The organism is Streptomyces sp. NPDC050439 (assembly GCF_040655335.1).
In the GTDB taxonomy this organism is placed as follows: domain Bacteria; phylum Actinomycetota; class Actinomycetes; order Streptomycetales; family Streptomycetaceae; genus Streptomyces.
Genome location: NZ_JBFAJT010000015.1, coordinates 64,978 through 87,157 on the forward strand (window position 1 = coordinate 64,978; position 22,180 = coordinate 87,157).

Here is a 22,180-nt window from a genome sequence, read left to right on the forward strand (position 1 = left end):
GCGGGCCGGCGCCGTCCCTCACGGTGGCCGTCAGATGGATAGGACCACAACGTCGTCGTGTTTGCCGCTGCTCGCGCGAGCGGCCAGCGAAACCGAACAGACTCACCCCTGCCCGGGTCGTCGCGGGTTCAGGAACCTGCGGGCGAAGACCGGCACGCCAGCCGGTGCACCGAAACCAACTCGCCCCGGCCCCGGACGCCCACTCGGATCGAAGAACCGCCACCCCGCCACCTGTCATGACGTGGGCCGGATCCTTGCGATCGGCGAGGCATACAAACCACCCGCCCACCACGAGGTCGGCACGAAACCCCGACGTATCACGCCAGTTCCCAGCTGACGAGCGTCCGCCTACATCCGGTCCTGACGCCATCAAGCAGGATGGGCAGCATGGACGCGAACAGAAGCCGGCCCCTCGATGGCCTCGTGCGCTGGAACGGTGAGCTCTCCGAACTCATCAGAGATGCCCGGCACAGCGAACCGACATCAACTGTTACGTTCCGCCGTGCCCACGCCGTATCCGCTGTTGAGAAGGTCACTGCAGGACTCGCCAGCCCAGGTCAGCTCGTCGACTGGGGACAGGCCCTGCACTTCGAGGAACAGGTGCACGTCGAGGAAGCACACCGGGATCTGCTGACCCAGTTCCTCGTCGAAATCTCGACCCCCGAGCTGTTCGAACCAGTCACCCGTGAAGTCTGCCAACGGTGGCTACGTGTCCTACAGACATCGATGGCTTCCGATCCCGAAGTGGCCGGACGTTAAATTACAAGCTCAGAAGCTGTGCCATGTCTCTTGATCTGTGACCGTCGGTAACGGCCGGGAGGCCAGAGGCGTCTGATGCGGCCATGGCAGGGGGCCGGACGCGGGAAGACGTTCCTTGTAGTGGTGATGCGCGGTGGGCCGAACTGTCGGAACGAGGCTTGAGGAACATCGGAACGGAGACCGGTGCTAAGCCCTCATCGTCCCTGGTGGGCGGCCCCCGTCGTGCAACTGTCGGCCGGGAACGCGTTGACCGCCCGCGCGGCGGCCGACGGCTTCCTCGGGTCGCTCCGCAATACGATCCGCCTCCGGGTGACGTCCGCCGCTGATCGGCACCAGTGCGCCTGGCTCCGGATCCGTCTGGACTCAGGCCGTGGGACCGAGGTTCTCCCTCGCCCACTCCTCCACTGTGGTTCCGGGGCGCCCCAGAACGGTCTGGACATCGTCGCGGACGACGGCCTCAAATCCCATGTTGCCGAGCACTGTCTGGCGCATCGTCGCGACAGCGCTCTCCATGTAGAGGCGTTCGGCGGCTGAGGGGACTGAGCTCACGTACGCCGCCAGGTCGTCGGGGCCCGACACCGAGCACGTGATCTCGGTTCCCAGCACCTCGCTGAGGGTCTTGGCGACCTGCGGACCTGTGGCCATTTCCGTGCTCAGCCAGTAGTTCTTGCCTCCGTGTTCGTCCGGTCCCTCGCGCAGCGCGGCAGCTGCGACCGCGGCGATGTCGGCGGCGCACACCCATCCGCGTGCGCTCTCCTGCCAGGGGACGTTGAACGAGCCGGTCTCGGCGACCGTGGACAGCACCGTGTCGGTGATGACGTTGGGGTGCAGGTGCGTCCACGCGATCCCGCTGGCCTCGATGTAGGTCTCGATGAGCTCATGCCAGCTGTAGTGGGGAATATCGTGGCGTCCGGCGCTGAAGACGCCGAGGTGGACGATGTGGGCCACCCCGGCCTGCGCGGCGGCGTCGACGAACGTCTTGCTCTGGTGGAGCATGTCCGCGGTGTACCCGGTCAGGAGGAAGACCCGGTCGACCCCGTCCAGTGCTTCGGAGAAGCGCTCGGGCCGGTCCAGGTCCAGCAGGACGGCTTCGCGCCCCTGCGCGCGCCACTGCTCGGCGACATCGGCGCGCCGTGTCGCGAGGCGGACCGCAAGTCCCTCGTGGTCCTTGTCCAGTTCTTTGACCAACTGCGATCCGACGGTTCCGGACGCGCCGATGATGAGGGTCGTTGCCATGGGGGTTGCCTTTCAATTCTGCGTGCGCCCCGTCGCCTCGTTGGTGCGACGGGGTGGGGTCAGGCCGCGGCCGCGTTCTTGGTCAGCGCGTCCATGAGGAGCTCGACGAGCCGGTGGGCCTGCTCCCTGGTGCTGTGCTGTGCCGAGGCGGCGGCGCTGCCCACCAGGAGCAGGGCATCGCCCGGGGTGATGTCGGCGCGCAGGGAGCCGTCCCGGGCTCCGGCGTCGATCAGGGTGGTGACGGCGTCGTTCAGGAGCGTGTGTGTATGGGCATAGGGGTCGGCATCGGAGGCGAGGGCCGCATTCAGGGCCGCGCACATGTTGCTGTTGGCCATCGCGTGGTCCAGAAAGTGATCCAGCCATGCCCGGGTGGCCTCGGCGCCAGTGTGCCGGACTGCCAGGTCGCCGGCCTTCTCGCACACGAGGGCGATCTGCCGTGTGTGGGCGGCAACGAGGAGGGCCTCACGTGTCGGAAAGTGCCGGTAGAGGGTGCCGACTCCGACGTCCGCCTGCTTGGCGATGGCGGCCGGCGTGGCCTCCGGGCCCTGCTCGGCGAAGGCGTGTGCGGCGATCTCCAGCAGTCGCTCGCGATTTTGCAGAGCATCGCTCCTGGTCCGGCGAGGGGCGGCGGGCATGCGGCATCCTCCTTCGATCACCCCGACTCATCTTCCGGAACGCATTCCGTTTAAAAGATTAAACGGAATGCGTTCCGCTAAAACTGTACACCCTGCTCCGGAGGATGCCGCGTGCGCGATCCGGGCAGGCGTGAGCAGTGGGAGCCGGCGCTGCCGACCCCCACTCTTGCGCGACGCGACGTGTCGAGTAGAGATCAGCCGCCGGACTGCACGGGCTCCAGCTTGATGCTGAAATGGCGAAGGATCGGCGACTGACCCACGATGCGGTAGCCGTGCACCGATTCGGGGTTTTTGGCTATGTCGGCCAGGGTGGCGGCGACATGGTCGTAGTGGCTGCGGGTGTAGACCCGACGGGGGAGTGCCAGCCGCACGAGTTCATAAGGTGCGGTCTTGATGGAGTTGCCTTGTTCGTCCTCTTCCCCGAGGTACAGGCTGCCCAGCTCCGCCGAGCGGATGCCTCCGCGTCGGTAGAGCTCACAGACCAGTGCGGTGCCCGGGTACTGGTGCGGGGGGATGTGGGGCAACAGCCGCCCGGCGTTGACGTAGAGGGCGTGCAGGCCTGCCGGCTCCACGATGTCGACTCCGGCCTCGCCGATGCGCGCGGCGAGGTAGGCGGCTATGTCGGCGCGTTCGGCGAGGTAGGCCGATTCGGTGACTTCCACAAGTCCGCGGGCCATCATGTCGAGGTCACGGCCGGCCAGGCCGCCGTAGGTGGTGAAACCCTCGGTGGCGATGAGCAGACCCGCGCACTTCTCGGCGAGTTCAGGGTCCTTGAGACCGATGAAGCCGCCGATGTGGACGATGCCGTCCTTCTTCGCGCTCATGACGCAGCCGTCCGCAAGGCGGAAGGCTTCCTCGGCGACCTGCCGGGGGGTGCGGTTGGCGTAGCCGGGCTCGCGCTGGATCACCAGCCAGGCGTTCTCCGCGAAACGCGCGGCATCCAGGATCAGGGGGACGTCGTGGCGGCGGCACAGTTCGGCGGTCCGGTACAGGTTCTCCATGCTGACCGGCTGGCCACCGCCACCATTGTTGGTGATGGTCATCAGCACGGCCGCCACGGGCGCTTGATGCGCGTTCTCCAACGCCTGCTCAAGGGCGATCAGGTCGATGTTGCCCTTGAACGGGTAATCGCTGTCGAGGTCCTTCGCCTCGGCGCAGGGCAAGTCGTAGGCCTGGCAGCCGGTCAGTTCGACGTTGGCGCGGGTGGTGTCGAAGTGGGTGTTGGACAGCACGCTGGTGCCGGGCTTGAGCAGGGCGGAGAACAGGATGCGCTCGGCTGCGCGGCCCTGGTGTGTCGGCAGGATGTGGGGATATCCGGTGAGTTCGGAGACGACCTCGTGCCACCGGTAGTAGCTGCGGCTGCCGGCGTAGGACTCGTCGCCGTGCATGCCCGCGGCGAGCTGGTCCGCGGAGATGGCACCGGTCCCCGAGTCGCTCAGCAGGTCGATGGTGACCTCGTCGGCACGCAGATCGAAGGGGTTGTAGGCGACCCGCTTCAGCGCGGCCTCGCGCTCCGCTCGGGTGGTGAACGCGATCGGTTCTACAACTTTGATGCGATACGGTTCCACGAGACTTCCTTTGGTGCGGTGTGCGGGATGGCATGATCGGCAGCCTTGCGACCGGAGTTCAGAGCGCTCTGGGTGCGTTGTGCAGCTAACAGGCCGACTTGCGCGTACTGCTCTGTCGGCGCCCTGGTCAGATAGGCCTCTGAGGACAGATAGGCCGTGATGCGGGGCTGCCGGTTTCGCTCGTACACCAGAGCGAGGTAGGCGATCAGCCCCACACCGTCGGTGAGCTGTCGCTGTGTCAGAGCGCGCAGGCTCCGGCGCAGGACCGTGGGATCCATGCCGAACCGGGTCAGCAGGGCGGTTGCCCGGTCGAGGGCCTCCTCGTCGTCGCGCACGTAGTCACGGACGGGGATGTGGAGTGTGAAGCCGCTGGGGTCGCGGTCGCCTTTGGTGAAGGAATGGCAGGTGAGCGCGGGCCGCCGCAGCAGGCGCGGCGTACCGTCCCCTTGCTGCCCGGATGGCGGGAGGGGTCCGGCGGCCGCGTGGAAGAAGTGGCGGATGTCTGGCGCTTCGGCCCCGGAGGCATGGCTGAGCGCGCAGGCGTCGTCGGCCGACATATGCGGGTGCTGCACGTAGACCTTGACGCGAGGTGAATCCCAGGAGCCCAGGTCCAGTGCGAGGAACGGATAGCCCGCCGCGGGGGGAAGCTGCGCGAAGGCCTTGTCGTAGCCAAGTCGGCGTAACGCCTCTTGCACGGTGTGTGCAGCGTGCTCGGGTCCGGCGGCGGAGGGGTTCAGATAGACCTTGACGCCGGGGACCCCTCCCGCGCGCAGATCGAGCGCGTACCACAGCGACAGCGGCCCCTGGGCCGTAGCGGGGAAGAACAAGTCGTGCAGGGCGTCGAGTTGATGGGTGGAAAACTTCCAGCGGGCGGCCATCGCGTGGATGGCCTCGAGTCCGGCGCGGCCGCTGTCGCCCATGTCCTCGTGGGTCCATCCGGGCTCCACGAGCACCCGCAGTGCCGGGGCGGCGTCCGACGTGCAGGCCAGGGAGAACTCTACGGGGGTGTGGTCGTCGGAGAGGAAGCTGGGCGATGCCGGGGGCAGAGACAACGGCCGCCGGACGGAGTCCGCGAGGGAGTCGAGCAGGACCTGCCCGTACAGCGCGGTGTTCGCTTCGCTCAGGCCCACCGCGGCGCCCAGGCGCTGTAGTTGACCCAGCACGTGATCGCCGAGCGTGGCCTTACCGGGTTCGTCTGCCGGTATGCCCGCCTCCGGCTGGGACATCATCGCGTTCCTCGCACGGCACGGCGCAAGAAGCCTCTGTACGGCGCGGAGGCAGGGAGACGTGCTGCGCCAACGAGGCGGCAGACGAGGGCCGATCCGTCGTAAGCCACGGGTATTCGGCCCTGCGCCTTTTCGGGGTCGTCGCACCCGCACGAGTTCCTGCTGCGGGATGTGGTGCGCCGCTGGCCCGGCCGGTTGCCTGCGGAACGGGGCGCGGAGGTTGCGAGGTTCACTGCCTCTCCTTCATCTCGTGTCACTCCAGACACTCCGCGCTGTCCTACCCCAGCAGTTGATCTTTCATGCAGGCTACAACAACTGCCCGTGTCGCCTGCATCACAGGGGGTGCACCGGCTACTGGCCCGTCAGCCACCTCACGAAGCTGCTCCAGCGCGCCGGCTTGCCGGTGGCCTGCGCCTCCGCGGGCGCGGGCGTCGGCGCCAGGGGAGGATGCGCCTGGTGACCAGGGGACGCGGCCGTCGGCTCAGGCGCGGCCGCGGGGCGCGGGGTGACCGCACCGAAGCGGACGGGCAGGCTGGCCAGAGCTCGGTTGAAGGGGCCGGGCCGCCAGGCGAGGCTGTCCGCGGGGACCGCGAGTTCAACGTCCGGCAGCGCATTGAACAGAGCCTCTAGGCCCGTCAGGGCGATGAGCCTGGCCGGTTCCTTGGACGGGCAGGCGTGTGGACCTGCGCTCCAGGCCAGGTGACCGCGGGTGTCGGCCCCCTGGTCCGCGAGCGCCGTATTAGCGGCACCGAAGGACACCAGGACCAGCTCACCGGCGCGGACCTTGTCGCCGGCCACGTCTGTGTCGGAGACCGGGTAGTGCGGCGCGTAGTTGGACATCGGCGCATTGCGCCACAGGGTGTCATCCAGGGCCTTGTCGAACTGCCCGTTGCGCGCGTACTCCTCAACGGTCAGCATCGTGTAGAAGGCGTTGCCGATGAGGTTGCCTTCCGGTTCGCCGCCCGCGCCGAGGAGCAGCACCAGCGTGTGCGCCAGTTCCTCGTCGGTCAGCTGTGCCGGGTGCTGCATCAGGTAGGACGTGATGTCCTCCCCGGGATGGGCGCGCTTGAGTGCCACCAGCTCGCCCACCGCCTGGAGCAGGACCTGGCTGGCCTGCTCGGCATTGACGCCGTCGAACATGCCGGAGATGCCGAACAGGACCCGGTCGCCGATCTCCGCCGGGCAGCCGAAGAGTTCGTTGAAGACGTACAGGGGGAGCTGTTGCGCGTAGTCCCTGAGAAGGTCGGCACTGCCGCGAGCGCTGAACTGGTTGATGAGGAACTGGGCGGCCTGGTTGACGATGCGGCTCAGCCGGCTGTTGCTGACGCGGGCGAAGCTCTCGGTGATGGCCTGCCGCAGCCGCACGTGCTCGGCGCCGTCGGTGAACATGCAGTTCGGCCGGTAGGCCAGCAACGGCAGGACCGGGCTGTCGGGGCGGATGAGGCCCTCGTTCAGCGCACGCCAGCGGCGCGCGTCCTTGCGGAAGGTAGTGGGATCCTGCAGCAGCTCAAGAGCCGCGTGGTAGTCGGTCACCAGGGTCGCCTCCACGCCGGGCGCGATGGTGACCGGCGCCGTGGGGCCCAGCTGGTGCATGTAACGGTAGTACGCGTGCGGGTTGGCGGCGAACTCCGGGGTGTCAAGGGATATGCGCTGCCCACTGCCGTGTGCGGGGCAGCCGGGCGGAGGTACGGGAGGGGTTGTCATGCGTGCTCCAGGGCGGCGCGCTCTTGCAGATAGCGGACCATGGTGATCAGGGCGTTGACGGACGACGCTTTGTCGCGCGCGTCGATGGTGACGACCGGGGTGTCGGGCAGCAGGTCGAGCGCCTCCCGGACTGCTTCGGGGGTGTGTACCGCGCTGCCGTCGAACTGGTTGAGGGCCACGGCGAAGTCGAGGCCGTAGCTTTCGACCAGATCCATGACCTCGAAACTGTCGGCCAGCCGCTCGGGGTCCACCAGGACCAGGGCGCCCAGCGCTCCGCGGGCCATGTCGTCCCACAGATTGACGAACCGCTGCTGGCCCGGTGACCCGAACAGATACAGCACGATGCGCTCGCTGAGGGTCAGGCGACCGAAGTCCAGGGCGACCGTGGTCGTGGTCTTCCCCTGCACTCCCTTGAGGTCGTCGACTCTCTCCGAGAGGCTCGTCATCTGCTCCTCGGTGGACAGCGGCGCGATCTCGGAGAGTGAGCCGATCAGAGTGGTTTTGCCGACGGCGAAGTGCCCGACGACCAGGATTTTCACCGCAGTCTGCTGTGCACCGCTGCGCACGTAGGCGTCCTCAGACAGAGAGAGCCTTGAGACCATCGAGCACCTCCTGAAGCAAGGCCTTGTTGGCGAGACGAGCCGAGGGCACCGGCGCACGGGTGACTAGATAGCCCCCCTCGGCGAGGGAACTGAGCAGCACCTTGACGACACCCAGAGGCAGCTGAGAATGGGCGGCGATCTCAGCGACCGAGAGGTAGCCGCTGGAGCACATCTCCAGGATCTGCTGCTCCTCGGGCGAGAGCCGCTGGGGGCGCTGCTGATCATCGGTGGATGTCGTGACGAGAGTGATGAGGGCGAACGCGCCCTCGTCGAGCAGGTCACGCCCACGGGTGATGACATAGGGCCGGACTAATTCTCCGGCCTCGGACACGAGCTCGGGCTCAGTACGGTCCGGATCCGTCATGAGGTGACCGTGTCGGTGCGGCGGCCGGTCGACATGGCCTTGCCCAGTCGGCTGACCAGCTGCTGCATCCGATACGTGATGTCTCCCATGTCGACCTCGGCGGACGCTGCCACGGCGAGGTAGGAGCCACCTCCTGCTGCATTCAGGAACACCCAGCCACCGTCGAACTCGATGAGCGTCTGGCGCCAGGTCGTGCCGTCGTCACCGCAGAAGAATCCGACGGACCGGCTGAGCGACTGCAGTCCGCTCACGGCGGCGGCCACCTTGTCGGCGTCGTCCCGGCCGATCTCCGCGGTGCGGGACATCTGCAGGCCGTCAGCAGAGATCAGGACCGCGTGCAGGGCATGGGGTATCGCCAGCGCGTCCTCGAGCATCCAGGACAGTTCGTCGCTCACGGGGCATCGAATCCTTCGTGTGTATCGGCAGGAGTGTCGCGTTCAGCGGCCGGTACCCCCGCACTTCGGCCGCTGAGAGTGCCGCGCTGAAATGCGCCCATGGCCGCCACCCGTGCCTCCGCCGACCGGGCCGGCGGCGCAGTCGCTTCATCGGGCTGGTTGTCCGGCACGAGTGCCATGGCGCGGCGCTTGTTCTGTCGCCGGGGCAGGTCGCCCGCTGTCGTCACGGGAGCCGAACCGCTTTCCCCTGTGCCCGCGTTGGCTCCTTGCGCTGCGGCGGGCCTCGCGGGTTCCGGCATGTCGGTCAGCAACTCCTTCGGCACCATCACCACCGCTCGGACGCCGCCGTAGGGAGAAGTGCTGTCGATGGTGACGGTGAACCCGAAGCGCGCACACAGCGCACCGATCACCGCGAAACCGAACGCGGGAGGATTGCCGAGTTCGGAGACGCTCACCGCAGACCCACTGGACAGCAGAGCTGTGGCGGCCGTCTTCTCTTCCTCGCTCATCCCGACGCCTGCATCGTCGATCACGATGCACATGCCCTTGGGCACCGTCCGCACTTCGACGTCGACCATGGAGGACGGCGCCGAATAGCTGGTGGCGTTGTCGAGCAGTTCGGCCACCGTCAGCGCGACCGGCTCGACGGCGCGGCTGGTCACCGCGATGTCCACCTGCGAGGCGATGTCGATGCGCTGGTAGTGCCGGATACGGCCCTGAGCTGCGCGGATCACGTCGTAGATGGATGCCGCATCCCGCTGCCGGCCGAGCCACCCGCCGCAGAGCACGGCAATGGACTGTGCACGCCGGTTGAACTGCGAGTTCATGTGGTCGACGTCCAGCAGATCTCGCAGCACGGCCGAATCGCCGTACTTCTTCTGCAGCCCGGAGATGGCCCGCTGCTGTTCCGCCGCGAGGCCCTGAAGGGTCTGCATCGCAGACTTCAGTACGGTATTGGTGGCGTTCTCCGCCTCTTCCTTTGCCTGTCGGACCACCTCGTCGTAACCCCTGCGGAGCTCTGCGATGGTGGACTGGAGGTCAGCGTGGCTGCCCTGAAGTTCGGTCAGATCGCTTTCGAGTCCCCGCTTCTGACGGCGCAACGACTCACTCGTTTTTCGCTGGCGAACGACCACCATGGTGGCGACAGGGACGCCGGCAGCGAGCGCCCAGACCGTCGGATCCTGCAAAATTGTCATGTGACTCTCTTTGAGCGGCTGGAGTCCAGCTCTCGGAATCTATCCATGCGGACTCTCGACGTGGGCAGTCTTCACCACCCGGAGAGCCCCCTGACTGTAGCCAAGCCGAGGAAAAAGCCCACGTGGCATGTGCCCGCGATCGTAACACCAAACGATCATGACACTTTGTCAAGTACGCCACGCCGTGGCCGTGTTGGCGAAAAAGCCATGCTCAGTTCAGTGAAGGAGATGTGAGCGTGACGTGGAGACTCACAGCAGCCGGCCGCGCACTGCGTCGCCCAGCGGTGTGCTGTCCGAGTTTCCGCAGCACAGAGAGCCCTCACCTTGTGACCGGATGCCCGCACCGGCACACCGGCCGGCAAGGCGAAGCGCGGACGAGAGGCGTCCGCTGAGCGCAAGATGGCTAATTTGGGCGCGGCTGGGGAGCGTGGGGTGTCGACGCAGGCGTGCGCGCAGCGGGGCATCAAGTCACCACGCCCTGGTGGACCTTGACGCCCTCGTGGGCCTGGGATTTAGAGGTCAGTAACAAAGACGTTGGACGTGTCGGTGGGTGATCAGGCAGGCAGCGAGGCTGAGGAAGACTTCGTGGATGTCGTCGCGCCGTTCCCAGCGGGTGCGAAGGCGGCGGAAGCCGTGTAGCCAGGCGATCGTGCGCTCGACGATGTAACGGAAGATGCCCAGGCCAGAGCCGTGTGGCTGGCCTCGTTCGGCGATGACTGGGCGGATGCCGCGGTGCCAGGGCAGACGGCGGTACAGGTCGTAGTCGTAGGCGCGATCAGCCAGCAGGGCGTCCGGCCTTCGCCGGGGCCGGCCGACGCGTCCGGCGACAGCCGGGATCTTGTCCACCAGGGGTAGCAGCTGCGTGACGTCGTGGCGGTTTCCGCCGGTGGGCGACACCGCGAGCGGGATGCCCTGGCCGCGAGGCGGACCAGGCCTCGGGCGGCCAAGGCCTGGGCGAGCACGGTCTTGCCCGAGCCCGTGATACCGGCCAGCAGCACGGCCAGTGGCACTGACGTGCTCACAATCATCCCCCCGTCGGGCGGGTTCGTGCTGCCATTGTGGCCGGTCGTGGCCGGTGTTACGTCAGGCGTCGGCCAGGAAGGCAGTGGCGCGTGCGTCGAGTTCCGCGGCGGGGCGGATGCCGCGGGCGCGGAAGCGGCGCAGATCGCGCTGCATGTTCTTGACGGCCTTGAGGGTGCGGACGGAATGGACGCCTTTCATATGGTCCATGGACCGGTTCCATGTGTCGCAGGCCTGCTCGATGCGTCCTTGCTTGAGTTGCATCTCGGCTTCGGCGACGAGGTCGAGGGCGACGATGCGGGCGTAGGTGATGGCGGGGCGGGCGGCAGCGGCGCGGCCGAACTCTTCGGCGGCCCTCTTGTGCTCGCCGAGGGTCTCGAAGACTTTCGCGGCCCGGGAGTGGACAGAGGCTCGAGGTGGTCCCCAGGCCAGAGCCCAGAAGGGGACGTCGTCACCCTGTTCCGTGGCGAGCAGGGTGCGGGCCCTGTCTGTCTCGGCGAGGGCCGCTTGTCGCCTGCCGGTCTTGGCCAGGGTGTGGGCGTGGACGATGCAGAAGAGTGCCTCGGTCTGGACGTCGACCTTGCCCTTGGCGCGGTTCAGGCCGGTCTCGGCGAGGCCCTGGCAGTGCTCGGGCCGGTTGAGTTTGAGCCCCTGCATGGCCATGGTCCGCATGACGAACCCGTCCTGGCCGATCAGCCCGCCCTCGGCGGCGAGGGCGTAGGACTGGAGGTAATAGCGCTGCGCCAGCGCCTGGTTGCCGGCGTCGTAGGCCTTCCAGCCGACTAGGTGCACGCCGCGGCTGGCGGCCGACAGCATCTGCTGTCGTACCTCGTCGGTGCGGAACCGGCCCCGGCACAGCGGGGCGACGTCGTCGCGCAGGTACTGGATGAGGGCGCTGCGACCGTGCTGTCCGCCGTGACGTTCGTCCATCTCGGAGAACAGGTGGACCATGTCACGCACCGCGGCGACCTCAGCCATGCCGACGACGGCACCAGTGCGGGCGCCAGCCTGGGTGCGTGAGGCGATGTCGACGACGGAGCCCAGCGGCAGGGCGGCGGCCGCCACGGAGTAGGCGGAGGTGGCGAGGAAGTTGCGTCGGTCCAATTCGCCTCTCCACATCGGCATCAGGGCGTCGATCGGATCGTCGCCCAGGGATAGCCCAATGCTGTCATCCTCCATGCCGTGTGCGGGCCCCGGACCGATATCTTCGGCCGTGAGGAGCCGTCCGAGCCTGCGGGAGAGCGCGATGGCCAAGTATCGCCCGGTGCGGGAAGCCGGGATAGCGCCGGAGATCCAGTGCTCGACAGCAGACTTGTTGGTTCGTAAGCGCTCACCGTGCTCGACGGCCACGGCCCGCACTGCTGCGGCGAGGACCGCATACGTCAGCCCCGAATCGGCGACGAGCTGTCTCAGCTGGTAGTTCGGCGTGCGCTGGGTCATCGGTTCCCGCCCTCGTATACCCGATATACCGCTCTGCGTGCTGTCCACGCTACCCGCCAACCCTCTCGCGCACTTCACTAGTTGGTGAAGCCCGGTGACGTTGTGTCGACCGGGATAGGCCAAGGAAGGGGATCGCGATGCAGGACCAGACGTGTCCGTGGGAGTCCGTGTTCGCTGGCCCGGAGATCACTGCAGTGCCGGGCGGTGAGGCCCGCTTCGATGAGAAGGCCGCGGACACCTCGGACCAGGGCCGGTTCGAGGACTGACGGTTGATTGCACAGCGCCACCAGGGCCCGCGCCTGGCCGAGAGCCGCGCGGGCCCCGTCGTCTTGGCGAATACAGAAGGAGTTCGGACATGCTGAAGTGCTCGGTCGACCTGCGCACCGTCGCGGGGCCGTGGCAGTGGAGCGGTGCGGAGACCGGTTGGGCCCGGGGCGAGGACCGGATCCTGCCGCTGTCCCACCCAGCACTGGAAGCACGGTCGGTCACCGACGATGCCAGAACACTGATGGTGGTGCGCGAGCGGGCCGCCGGCCGGGCCTCACTGCTGCGGTCGATCGGGCCGACACTGGTGGACGAGGCGGCGTACGAGTGCGCTGTCCAGGAGTGCCGCACCTGGCCGGTCCAGAGCATCTGGATTGAGGCGGGCCCGCAGGGCGTGCGACTTCAGACGGGGCTGGGCGGGGTGTGCCCGCTCTATCTCGCCTACACGAAGGGAACCTTGACCGGGTCGTGGGAGCTGATGGATCTACGCGCGTGCCTCTCTGCCGGCGCGCTCAACGAGCGGGAGGTGATGCGGCTGCTGGTCGGCCGGCCCCGTTACGGCCACGGCACGCTGTTCTCCACCGTCAAGCGGCTCTCTGAGCACTCCACCGCGTACGCCGATGCCCAGGGACTGCGCCTGACCTACCCTGCCGCCGCCGCGCATGCCCTGCCCTCCGAGCTGGCCGAGAACGCTGACGGCGCGGCGCTGGTGGATGCTTTCGAGTCGGTCGTCGACCATGTCCTTGCCCGCCGCCCCCTCGCCCCTGGCCGCACTGCAGCGCAGCTGTCGGGCGGGATGGACTCCACCAACCTCGCCATCTCCCTCGCCCTGAACCACCCCCAACTGATCACGCCCTGCGCCATGCTGATCGGCGGCGACGCCGGAGGACAGCAGGTAGCCCGGCGCCGCACGGTGATCGGCCACTTCGGCTTCGCCGCCGATGTCACCGTGCCCGCCTCGGCACATCCGCCACTGTTGCCGGCCGGTCTGCGCCGCTCGCACCCTGAGGCGATCAGCCCGTTGGACGAGCCGCACCTGGAGGCCGCCGACGCACTCGCCCGGGCCCTGCGAGCCCGTGGGACCACCACGGTGGTATCCGGGTTCGGGGGCGATGAGGTCGCCTGCACCCGCCCCCCCCCGAAGGCGGCACCAGGCCGGCACCGTCGGCCCCGCAATGGTGCGGCGAGCGCGTCCGCGACCTGCTCGGCGAGGTCAATACCGGCATCGCGCCGCCCACCGTGGCACCGGAGACCGCGCTGGTCGCCCTGGAGGTCGCCACTCCACTGCTCGCCCGCCGCGGCCTGTGGACCCTCGCCCCATTCACCGACGCCGACCTGGTCCGCTTCGGCCAGCGCCTGCCGACGGTGTGGAAGAAGGACAAGCTCCTCCTGCACCAGCGCCTGGCCACGCGAGGCCTGCCCGAGTTGGTGGTGACGCCGGCGCTGCGGGAGAACTTCGGCCACTTGATGAACCGCGCGGTGCACGAGTACGCCACCGGCCTGCTGCGCGGGTGGGGCAAGGACCTGCACCTCATCGATCTGGGGTATCTCGATGCCGCGGTGCTCGCCGAGACGGTCGAGCGGGCCGCGCTGAGCCCGGCCGAAGCGGCCCCGTATCGCACGGGACTGTTCCTGATCACCGCCGTCGAACTGGCCCTTCGGGCCCTGTAGACGTCCTGTCCATCACACGGGCGACTTCGGCTCAAAGGGCCCCAGAGTCTTAGGTGGACACACCAGGATGGGGCGGGTGACGCAGTCCTCACCCGCCCCGAATTCCTCCGGCTCCCCGCAGCACGTCGGCTACCAGAGCGACCCGCGCTTCGAGGACATCGCGAACGCCTCCTGGTGGGCCATGGCCGCCCGCCTGCCACGCACGATCGGCGCCGCCACACGGCTGGGCTGGGCCGTTGACCGCCCCGCCGTGCTCTGGCTCGCGCTGTGCCAGCTCGTCGTCGCCCTCGCCTCAGCCGTCGCGCTCGCCGCGCTGCCCGGTGCGATGAACCACCTCTTGACCGGCGGACCGGTCGCCGACCGGGTGAGTGCTGCCACCGGCTCGCTGATCGTCGTCGCCGTCGCCACCGGGGTGCGGGCCGGGGCGGACGCGCTCGCCGTCTACGCCGCCGCCCGCCTGGCCCCGGAAGTCGCCACCGAAGCCGACCTGCAGATCCTGGTCGCCACCCCACAGGTGGAGCTGGAGGCATATGAACGGCCCGGCTTCACCGACCGCCTCCAGGCCGCCGGCAAGGGCGCCGAGGCAACAGAGACCCTCATCGGCGACGCCCAGGCTTTGATGTCCGCCCTCGCCCAACTCATCGCCGCGGCCTCCGTCCTGACGATCCTGCACCCGCTGCTTCTGCCGCTGCTCGTCCTGGCTGTCGTGCCCAAGGGCGCGGCCGCCATCACCACCGCCCGCATCCAACACCGTGCCGACTACCAGAACATCTCCGACAACCACCTGCGCTACCTGGTGCGCTACTACTCCACCAACCAGCGCACCGCCGCCGAGGTCCGCGCCACCACCATGGCCGGCTTTTTGACCACCTGGTACCGGCAGATCACCGACCGAATCAAAGCCACCCACCGCCGCGCGGCCCCACGCGTCCTGCGCGTCACCCTGCTCGGCTCCACCCTCAGCGGACTGATGCTCGCAGCCACCTGGGCCGCGCTCGGGTGGCTGGCCGCCACTGGGCGGATGGAGCTGGCCATCGCCGCCACCGCGGTCATCGCGGTCCGCACTTCCACCGGCGCCCTGACTTCCCTGGTCATGGCCGCAGCTCGGCTCTTTCGCACCTCCCTGTACCTGGAGGACTGGCAGTCCTTCCTGCGCAGCGCCACAGCCCTACGCGCCGAACGCGGCACCACCAGGATTCCCACAGGGGCACCCGCACAGATCCGCGCCGATAACGTCTCCTACACCTACCCCGGCGCCGACGTCCCGGCCGTCGACAAAGTCAGCCTCACGCTGCGCCGCGGCGAACTGATCGCGCTGGTCGGAGAGAACGGCTCGGGCAAGACCACCCTCTCCGCCCTGCTCACCGGCCTGCGCGTTGCAAACACCGGCGGCAAGGTGACGTGGGACGGTGTGGACCTGGCCGAAGCCGATCCGCACAGCCTCTGGCCCCGAGTGGGCCTGGTCCCGCAGGACTACACCCGCTGGCCCATGAACCTGCGCGACAACATCCACCTCGGCCAACCTCGCACCCAGGACGACGCTTTGCTCCTGGCAGCCGCGCGGGCCGCCGGCGCGGACAGCGTCATCGGACAAGTCCCTTACGGCCTGGACACCCTGGTCGCGAGCTCCAACTGGGGTGGCACCGACCTGTCCGGCGGCCAATGGCAGCGCATCGCGGTCGCCAGAGCCTTCTACAGGGAGGCGGCCATGCTGATGCTGGACGAGCCGACCTCCGCGATGGACGCCCGAGCCGAGCACCTAGTGATCAGCCGGTTCAAAGGGCTCGCCGAAGGCCGGGCCGCCGTCTTCGTGACGCACAACCTTGAGAACGCCCGGATTGCCGACCGGATCATCGTCCTCGACGGTGGCCGGGTGCATGAAGAGGGCACTTGGCAGGAGCTTATGGATCGTGGCGGGCTTCTCGCCGAGCTCTACAAACTGGCACAGGACCGTTGAGGCTAGACACTGCACCGCACCGCCGGACAGGCGGTGAGCCGGTCCTGGGAGGGATTGGGGTTCAAGTGCGCGCGTGATTCGGTAACTTGAGTGCATGGCCGATCCTCCGCTTCCTGCCCCGCCTGACACTGGGCGCGAAAGGGTGCGTGATTGGTTTCGATCGCTGTCCCGGCTGAATCGTGCCCAGTACTGGTTGCTTACTCGAGCTGTCCGGTGGGTTGCCGGGTTCGGCGCGCTCTACGTCGCGGGCGCCCTCGTGCTGGGCTGGACGACCGCATACGAGGTCATGATCGGCATCACGTCTCCCAGCGATACCGCCCACCCAGGGTTGGCAGTTGTGTTGTCGCTGACCGGATGGCTGCTGGTGCCTGCGTTCGTCGGAGGCGCGGCGGGCTATCTCGTCAGCCGTGAGATCGATAGCCGGCGCACTACGCCGGAGCCCGAGGTCATCGACCGCATGCGCAGTGAGGCTGGCGGCCCTGGTGAGCCGCCGGCCGGTGGCGCGGTATGAGATCCCTTCTCGAGCTCAACGCCGCGGGTGGGGACGAGCGCCGCTTCGTTGAGGAGTATGTGACCAAGCCGCACGGCGGCGACTGGTCCCTGGCCAAGGATCACTGGACGCAGACCATGCGCCACATCGCCGACCGGGTGAAGGAGCTCGAGGACATGAAGCCTGACGAAGCCGCGAGATACACAGAGAACTTGTCGCGCACGCTGGCGATGGGGCTGGCCCAGGCCTATAAATGCTGGGCTTGTGGCAGCAGCCGATGAATCGCGCACGCAGGGCTACGGTGAGGTCATGACGCAAAGAGTCCCGGCAGAGCAGGTGATACGCGAAATGATCACTGCTGCCTGTCCGGACGCCGCGCCCGAAGAGGTCCGCGAGCTCGCCACCGACGTAGTCGATACAGGTCTCGTAGAGCAAGTGAGGCCGGCAGACTTGCGACGAACGGCTGCCAAGATCGCCGGGACGGTGCGCAGCGATACCCCAGCGCGGCTGGTCGAGTTCCGTGTGCTGACCGCCGCCCTCCGAGTCCAGGTGCATGGCGCGGACAAGACCCCTGCAGCTGCCAAACAACGAGCTGTGCTGATGGGAGTCCTTTTGCGCGAGGGCCAAGCCAGCAGCGACCAACTCATCGAGGACCTTTGGGGGAATCACCCACCGCAGAACCCCTTGGTGGTACTCCGGACGTACGTGTACCACGCGCGCAAGGCTTTCGCTGTCCACGACAGCCCGGATCTCTCTGCGGCCAGCCGCAACATCCTGCAGACGACTGTCGGGGGTTACGCGTTGAACATGGAGCTCGTGTCCAGCGACCTCCAACGTGCCCGGGCGCTGGAAAAGCAGGCCCGGCGTGAACAGCAGGCAAGAAGCTACGAAGGGGCTCACGGCACGTTGGACAGAGCCTTGGCGCTGTTTGAAGGCAGGCCTCTCACCAACGAAGCGGGCGCCTTCGCCAAGACTCAAGGAGCCCTCCTCGACGAATGGCGACTGTCCTTGGAAGAAGATCTGCTTGATCTAGCCGTGAAACTCGGCAAATACGCGGAAGCCACCGCCCGGGCCTGGGCGCTCACTGCCGCGAACCCCTTGCACGAAGACTTCCACCGACTTCTCATGACCGCCCTGCATCGCAGTGGACGTCCGCAGGCCGCACAGAGGGTGTACTCCAGCTTGCGCAGCCGATTGGTCACCGAGCTCGGAGTCGAGCCCAACAGCGAAGTCCAACGCCTCTACCAGCAGATGCTCAAGGACGGACTGCAGCGAGATGGCTCACCGTCCCCCTCTGAGCATGACCCGGCAAGACGAGGGCCATAATGGGGGCACAGGGGCGGGCGTGCGGTGGAGGGCGTTTGGCGCGTGGTGATGTCGGGAGGTTCTTCGCGGGTAACCAGGTTCGGGTCATGTGGCCGTGGCTGCGCGGTCCCGGGCGGCGGGAAGCACCAGGCCGTGCTTCACCCGCATACACGGGCCGGTTTGTTGCCGCCGTCGGTGGGCCTTGTCCTGTGCCGGGATTCTTGACTATCGAATCCTCAGTCGCTTCCTTCAGTGGGCTGGTGTGGCTGGTGCTGGGGAAGGTGTGTGATTGTGGCGCTTACGGCCAGTCCGAGGGTGATTCCGGCTGCGGAGGCGATGTTCTGTGTCCAGGCTTCGTTGAGGGAGTCGGGTAGGAGGGTGTTGGTGAGCCGGCTGGTCGCCCACAGGACTGTTACCGCGGTCAGGGCGGCTGGCCAGCGGTGGCGTACCGCGTCGATGATGTCGCCGTAGAGCAGGAGCAGCAGTGCCATAGCGAACATTGCGTCTAAGGCGAGCGCGGTGAGTCCGGCCCCCAGGGCGAGCGCGAACAGCCAGAGCCCGGCCAGTTGCCGGGCGAAGGCGGGCGGCTGGCGTCGTGTATCACGCGGGGGCCCAAGAAGCCGCGTGAGGTGCTGGATGATCGTGTGCTTGTGCATGGCTGGGTCCCCATCCCCCCCTGGGGTGGCCGGCTTGTGCCGGCGCTCAGTAGTGGGACGCACGGGAGCGGGACGCGGTTGTGGTGAAGGACCGCAGCAGGTGATCCCCCCGGGGGAGGGGCTGTTACTCTTTGCTGGTGGTGACAGCCCGGCTGCCGCCTGGGCATGTGCGGCCAGCCGCGTGCTCTGCCCGCGGGCAACCAGGCCGCTTCAACCACACCTGTACCCCGGCTCGTCCGGTGTCCCTGGTGACCGCTTGCCACCTTCGGCTCCTGCGTGACGGAACGCTCCGGACCCGCCCAGATCCATGATCACCTCTGTCCCCGTCTCCCGGGTGATCCGCAGCCGCGACCATGCCTCCTGCTCGCCCTCCAGACGGGCAGTCAGCCGGACGAGCTCCGCTTCGAGTGCCTCCATCCGGGTCCGGGCCGTCGCCTTTCGCGCCTCCAACTTTCCGGTCAACGACCTCATCAGTGTCGCCTCCGGCACCCTCACGGTAGGGATCCGGCCAGGTGGCCGCCTCTCATGCGCGGTTGTAGGTCAGTTCGCGCGTTCGTAGGTGAGGATGGTTTTGGGGTGGTTGCCGATCGTGCGGAGGCGTAGCGGGCCGTCGGGGGATTTCACGTCGAAGGAGAATTTGGTTTCCTTTGGTGGGCAGTTGAGGGTTGTGGTGCCCTGTTCGAGGGTGAAGTTGCTCAGGGACAGGTCGTGCTGGTCGATGCCGGAGACAGTGGCGCTGCCCTTGCATCGCGGGCCGGTGCGGGATTCGATGACCATGCGTGCGCGCCTGTCCGGTTTGACTTGGTGGAGGGTCAGCTGCTGGCTGCCGTCGGTGGCTTGCCATCGGCCCACGAACCAGGGGTGGATGGGCTTGTACGTGGTGGTCGCCTGGGCGAATCCGGAGTCTTTGCGCCAGGTCAGTGTGGTGGTTTGCAGCATGCTGGGATCGATGAAGTCGACTCGGGTGCCGCCGTCGCGGATGCGGGCCTTGGGCCAGGTGGTGGTGTTTTTGGTCGGGTCGGTGGTCCAGGAGGACAGGTCCCCGGTGGCGACGGCCGCGATCACCTCCTGTGGTTCTTCGCCGTCCCGGCAGTACGCGCCGAAGCCGGCCGCGAGCCATACGGTGTCCCGGTACGCTTTTGCCCTGATGCCGTGGCACGGTGGGGTGCCGGTTTCATAGACCGTTTTTGGGGCGGACCAGGCCTCGTCCAAGGTGTGGCGGTGCTGTGCCTCCAGGCCGCGGCGGGTGAAGCGCAGGGACAGCTGCCGGCCGTCGGACAGTTCGAGGACGGTGTGGTCCTCGTCGCCCTCGACGACCCGTGAATCCGGCTTGTCCTCCGCATTGCGGGGGGACTTGGTGTGCTGCGTGCTGGCGGAGGGTTTGTTGTCCGATGGCCCGGCGCAGCCGCCGAGGGCTGCGCCGAGCATCAGCACTGCTCCCGCCCATGCCGCTGCGTTCTTGGTTCTCATGCCGTGTCAGCTCTCCTGTGGGCCGTGCCGCGATGCCCGGGCCGGTGGGTGGCACGAACGCGGCGATGCTAGTCGGTAGGCGGCCCGCCCCGCTCGGCCCCCGGCACGGAACTCGCCGGAACCTCCACACCGTGGATGTGGTCGAAGGGGTATACCGCTACTTCGGCGCTCCCCGGTTGTTGGCGTGGCTGCATCACGGCCCGCTTCGTCGTCGGAGCCGAAGTTCCGGTCCTCGTAGCCGGTTACCGGGGGGATTCCTTCCGGCCGGGCTGCCGGTACAACGAGGTGCTGCGGCTCAAGGGCATCACCGGTAGGACGGGTGGTGCCCGGGGCGCCTGCTGTGTGGGGGACTGCCACTCGATCTGGATCAGGGGCCCGGGCCCCTCCCAGCACCGTGGGGTAGTCGGCTTGAGTGAATCCGTCGGCAGGCGGAGCGTGTCCGTGGTCGCCGGTAAGGGGGCGACTACCTACTGGCGGTGTGCTGGGATGCCGCCTGCAAGAAGGTCTCCAGCCTCGGCCTCGGCCATGGCCTCTCCTCTTGCGCCCGCTTTCCCCGGCTGCGCGCACGAGGAGAGTCTGTGCCGCCCTGCCGTGGCATTTCGCCGGCGTGGGGTAGCCGGTCGTGGTGGGGTTCGGTCTGTCGAGGAGAGGAACGTCTTTTATGCGTGCTCGGAACATTGGCGCGTCAGCCGCCGCGGCGTTGGCGCTGGTGGCCGCCCGCGACCTCGTGCAGAAGAAGCACGCACTGCTGAGGAACTTTCCCGTGCTGGGGCATGCCAGGTATGTGCTGGAGAGGATCGGTCCGGAGCTGCGGCAGTACGTGGTGACGTCCAACGATGAGGAGCGGCCTTTCAGTCGTGATCAGCGCCGTTGGATTTATGCGTCGGCGAAGGAGGAGAACAATTATTTCGGGTTCGGTACCGACAATGATGTCGAGCATGGGCAGGGTCATGCGTATGTGAAGCAGCGTACGTTCGCCTCTCGGCTGCCCGCTCTGCCCGATCTGCGTGATGTGCAGGCGATGTTGCCTTCGGCGAAGGTGCTGGGCGGGCCGCGGGGCCGTGTGAAGGCGTTTCGTCCGGCGAGTGTCGTCAACGTTTCGGCGATGAGTTTCGGTTCGCTGTCCGGTGCGGCCGTGACGGCCTTGAACAAGGGGGCGGCGCTGGCCGGGGCGATGCACAACACCGGTGAGGGCGGTCTGTCGCCTTACCATCTCAATGGTGGGGAACTGGTCCTGCAGATCGGTACGTCGTACTTCGGCTGCCGTGATGAGGACGGGAGGTTCAACCTCGATGACCTCAAGGCGGTGGTCGCGAGCGGGCCGGTGAAGGCGATCGAGATCAAGCTCTCGCAGGGTGCGAAGCCGGGGCTGGGCGGCTTGCTGCCGGGTGCGAAGGTGACCGAGGAGATCGCGGCGATCCGCGGTATTCCCGCGGGCCAGGACTGCGCGTCGCCCTCGCGGCACACCGCGTTCAACGACGTGGACTCGATGCTTGACTTCGTGGAACTGCTCGCCGCGGAGACCGGATTGCCCGTCGGGATCAAGTCCGCCGTCGGGGAGATGGGCTTTTGGGAGGAACTGGCCACTTTGATGGAGCGAGGTGACCGAGGGGTCGACTTCGTGACCGTGGATGGGGGCGAGGGCGGCACCGGGGCTGCTCCCCTGATCTTCGCCGATTCGGTGTCCCTGCCGTTTCGCATGGGCTTTGCCCGCGTCTACCGCGTGTTCGCCGAGCACGGGCTGAGCGACGACGTCACTTTCATCGGCTCGGGCAAGCTGGGCCTGCCCGAGAACGCCGTGGTCGCGTTCGCGCTGGGCGTCGACATGGTCAATGTGGGCCGTGAGGCGATGTTGTCCATCGGCTGCATCCAGGCGCAGAAGTGCCATACCGATGCATGCCCCACCGGCGTCGCCACCCAGAACCCGTGGCTGACGCGTGGTATCGACGCACCCTCGAAGGCGATGCGGGCCGCGGGCTACCTGCGCACCCTGCGCGGGGAGTTGCTGAGGGTTGCGGGCGCCGTCGGCGTGGCCCATCCCGCGCTCATCACCCCCGCCGACATCGACATCCTCAACGGCGACTACGACGCCCGCACCCTGGCCAGCGTGTACGGCTACCAGGACGGCTGGGGCTCGCTTAGCCCCCAGCTCGCCGATGAGATCACCCACCTGCTCACTGCCTGAGCCCGGTCTTTGCCCCCGCGTCGGGTCTGCGCAGAGA

20 protein-coding genes and 3 pseudogenes are annotated in these 22,180 nt (G+C 67.7%); 10 read left to right on the top strand and 13 right to left on the bottom strand.

All coding sequences use genetic code 11. The features are described from left to right. Positions 1 to 77: 77 nt before the first annotated feature. Positions 78 to 337 (top strand): annotated as a pseudogene (locus AB0I66_RS41435) (transposase); the annotation flags it as partial. 50 nt (positions 338 to 387) lie between these two features. Beyond that, positions 388 to 759, top strand: a complete 372-nt coding sequence (locus AB0I66_RS41440) for a hypothetical protein (protein ID WP_363213264.1) — start codon at positions 388 to 390, stop codon at positions 757 to 759. Between the two features lie 363 nt (positions 760 to 1,122). Here AB0I66_RS41440 and AB0I66_RS41445 read toward each other — a convergent pair whose 3' ends face one another. The 11 genes and pseudogenes from AB0I66_RS41445 to AB0I66_RS41495 all read right to left on the bottom strand — a co-directional run bounded on the left by AB0I66_RS41445 (position 1,123) and on the right by AB0I66_RS41495 (position 12,145). Further along, on the bottom strand, positions 1,123 to 1,995 hold the full coding sequence (locus tag AB0I66_RS41445) for an NmrA family NAD(P)-binding protein (protein ID WP_363213265.1): 873 nt from the start codon (positions 1,993 to 1,995) through the stop codon (positions 1,123 to 1,125). 59 nt (positions 1,996 to 2,054) lie between these two features. Beyond that, complete coding sequence (locus AB0I66_RS41450) at positions 2,055 to 2,630, bottom strand: helix-turn-helix domain-containing protein (RefSeq protein WP_363213266.1); 576 nt, start codon at positions 2,628 to 2,630, stop codon at positions 2,055 to 2,057. A gap of 194 nt (positions 2,631 to 2,824) precedes the next feature. Then, positions 2,825 to 4,198, bottom strand: coding sequence for a tryptophanase (locus tag AB0I66_RS41455; protein WP_363213267.1), 1,374 nt, complete (start codon positions 4,196 to 4,198; stop codon positions 2,825 to 2,827). Then, complete coding sequence (locus tag AB0I66_RS41460; RefSeq protein ID WP_363213268.1) at positions 4,171 to 5,427, bottom strand: tryptophan dimethylallyltransferase family protein; 1,257 nt, start codon at positions 5,425 to 5,427, stop codon at positions 4,171 to 4,173. Before AB0I66_RS41460 ends, AB0I66_RS41455 begins: the two co-directional genes overlap by 28 nt. A 348-nt stretch (positions 5,428 to 5,775) precedes the next feature. Then, the gene (locus tag AB0I66_RS41465; protein WP_363213269.1) at positions 5,776 to 7,128 is read right to left on the bottom strand and encodes a cytochrome P450; all 1,353 of its coding nucleotides are present in this window, start codon (positions 7,126 to 7,128) and stop codon (positions 5,776 to 5,778) included. Beyond that, positions 7,125 to 7,730, bottom strand: a complete 606-nt coding sequence (locus AB0I66_RS41470; RefSeq protein WP_363213270.1) for an ATP/GTP-binding protein — start codon at positions 7,728 to 7,730, stop codon at positions 7,125 to 7,127. Before AB0I66_RS41470 ends, AB0I66_RS41465 begins: the two co-directional genes overlap by 4 nt. Next, a complete protein-coding gene (locus tag AB0I66_RS41475; RefSeq protein WP_363213271.1) occupies positions 7,705 to 8,094 on the bottom strand; it encodes a DUF742 domain-containing protein in 390 nt (129 codons plus the stop codon). Before AB0I66_RS41475 ends, AB0I66_RS41470 begins: the two co-directional genes overlap by 26 nt. Beyond that, a complete protein-coding gene (locus tag AB0I66_RS41480) occupies positions 8,091 to 8,489 on the bottom strand; it encodes a roadblock/LC7 domain-containing protein (protein ID WP_363213272.1) in 399 nt (132 codons plus the stop codon). Before AB0I66_RS41480 ends, AB0I66_RS41475 begins: the two co-directional genes overlap by 4 nt. Then, entirely contained in the window at positions 8,486 to 9,685 is a 1,200-nt protein-coding gene (locus AB0I66_RS41485) for an ATP-binding protein (RefSeq protein ID WP_363213273.1), read from the bottom strand. The genes AB0I66_RS41480 and AB0I66_RS41485 overlap by 4 nt, the downstream gene beginning before the upstream one ends. A 519-nt stretch (positions 9,686 to 10,204) precedes the next feature. Next, positions 10,205 to 10,597, bottom strand: a pseudogene (locus tag AB0I66_RS41490) (transposase); the annotation flags it as partial. A gap of 171 nt (positions 10,598 to 10,768) precedes the next feature. Beyond that, a complete protein-coding gene (locus AB0I66_RS41495; protein WP_363213274.1) occupies positions 10,769 to 12,145 on the bottom strand; it encodes a hypothetical protein in 1,377 nt (458 codons plus the stop codon). A 137-nt stretch (positions 12,146 to 12,282) separates the two neighbouring features. Here AB0I66_RS41495 and AB0I66_RS41500 point away from each other — a divergent pair, with 137 nt between their 5' ends. From AB0I66_RS41500 to AB0I66_RS41530, 7 genes and pseudogenes are all read left to right on the top strand, one after another. Continuing rightward, positions 12,283 to 12,411: a hypothetical protein gene (locus AB0I66_RS41500; protein ID WP_363213275.1), complete on the top strand. Its 129-nt coding sequence runs from the start codon at positions 12,283 to 12,285 to the stop codon at positions 12,409 to 12,411. Positions 12,412 to 12,938: 527 nt separating this feature from the next. Beyond that, positions 12,939 to 13,532: pseudogene (locus AB0I66_RS41505) on the top strand (asparagine synthase-related protein); the annotation flags it as partial. Positions 13,533 to 13,648: 116 nt separating this feature from the next. Further along, a complete protein-coding gene (locus AB0I66_RS41510) occupies positions 13,649 to 14,080 on the top strand; it encodes a hypothetical protein (RefSeq protein WP_363213327.1) in 432 nt (143 codons plus the stop codon). Positions 14,081 to 14,147: 67 nt separating this feature from the next. Next, the gene (locus AB0I66_RS41515) at positions 14,148 to 16,037 is read left to right on the top strand and encodes an ATP-binding cassette domain-containing protein (RefSeq protein ID WP_363213276.1); all 1,890 of its coding nucleotides are present in this window, start codon (positions 14,148 to 14,150) and stop codon (positions 16,035 to 16,037) included. Between the two features lie 94 nt (positions 16,038 to 16,131). Beyond that, the gene (locus AB0I66_RS41520; RefSeq protein WP_363213277.1) at positions 16,132 to 16,548 is read left to right on the top strand and encodes a DUF6313 family protein; all 417 of its coding nucleotides are present in this window, start codon (positions 16,132 to 16,134) and stop codon (positions 16,546 to 16,548) included. After that, positions 16,545 to 16,808, top strand: coding sequence for a DUF6313 family protein (locus AB0I66_RS41525; RefSeq protein ID WP_363213278.1), 264 nt, complete (start codon positions 16,545 to 16,547; stop codon positions 16,806 to 16,808). Before AB0I66_RS41520 ends, AB0I66_RS41525 begins: the two co-directional genes overlap by 4 nt. Beyond that, positions 16,792 to 17,853, top strand: a complete 1,062-nt coding sequence (locus AB0I66_RS41530) for a BTAD domain-containing putative transcriptional regulator (RefSeq protein WP_363213279.1) — start codon at positions 16,792 to 16,794, stop codon at positions 17,851 to 17,853. Before AB0I66_RS41525 ends, AB0I66_RS41530 begins: the two co-directional genes overlap by 17 nt. A gap of 215 nt (positions 17,854 to 18,068) precedes the next feature. Here the strand turns inward: AB0I66_RS41530 and AB0I66_RS41535 are convergent, their stop codons facing one another. Then, entirely contained in the window at positions 18,069 to 18,488 is a 420-nt protein-coding gene (locus AB0I66_RS41535; protein ID WP_363213280.1) for a hypothetical protein, read from the bottom strand. Between the two features lie 540 nt (positions 18,489 to 19,028). After that, entirely contained in the window at positions 19,029 to 19,916 is an 888-nt protein-coding gene (locus tag AB0I66_RS41540) for a hypothetical protein (RefSeq protein ID WP_363213281.1), read from the bottom strand. A gap of 703 nt (positions 19,917 to 20,619) precedes the next feature. Between AB0I66_RS41540 and AB0I66_RS41545 the strand changes: the two genes are divergently transcribed. After that, positions 20,620 to 22,143: an FMN-binding glutamate synthase family protein gene (locus AB0I66_RS41545; RefSeq protein WP_363213282.1), complete on the top strand. Its 1,524-nt coding sequence runs from the start codon at positions 20,620 to 20,622 to the stop codon at positions 22,141 to 22,143. Positions 22,144 to 22,180 lie beyond the last annotated feature (37 nt).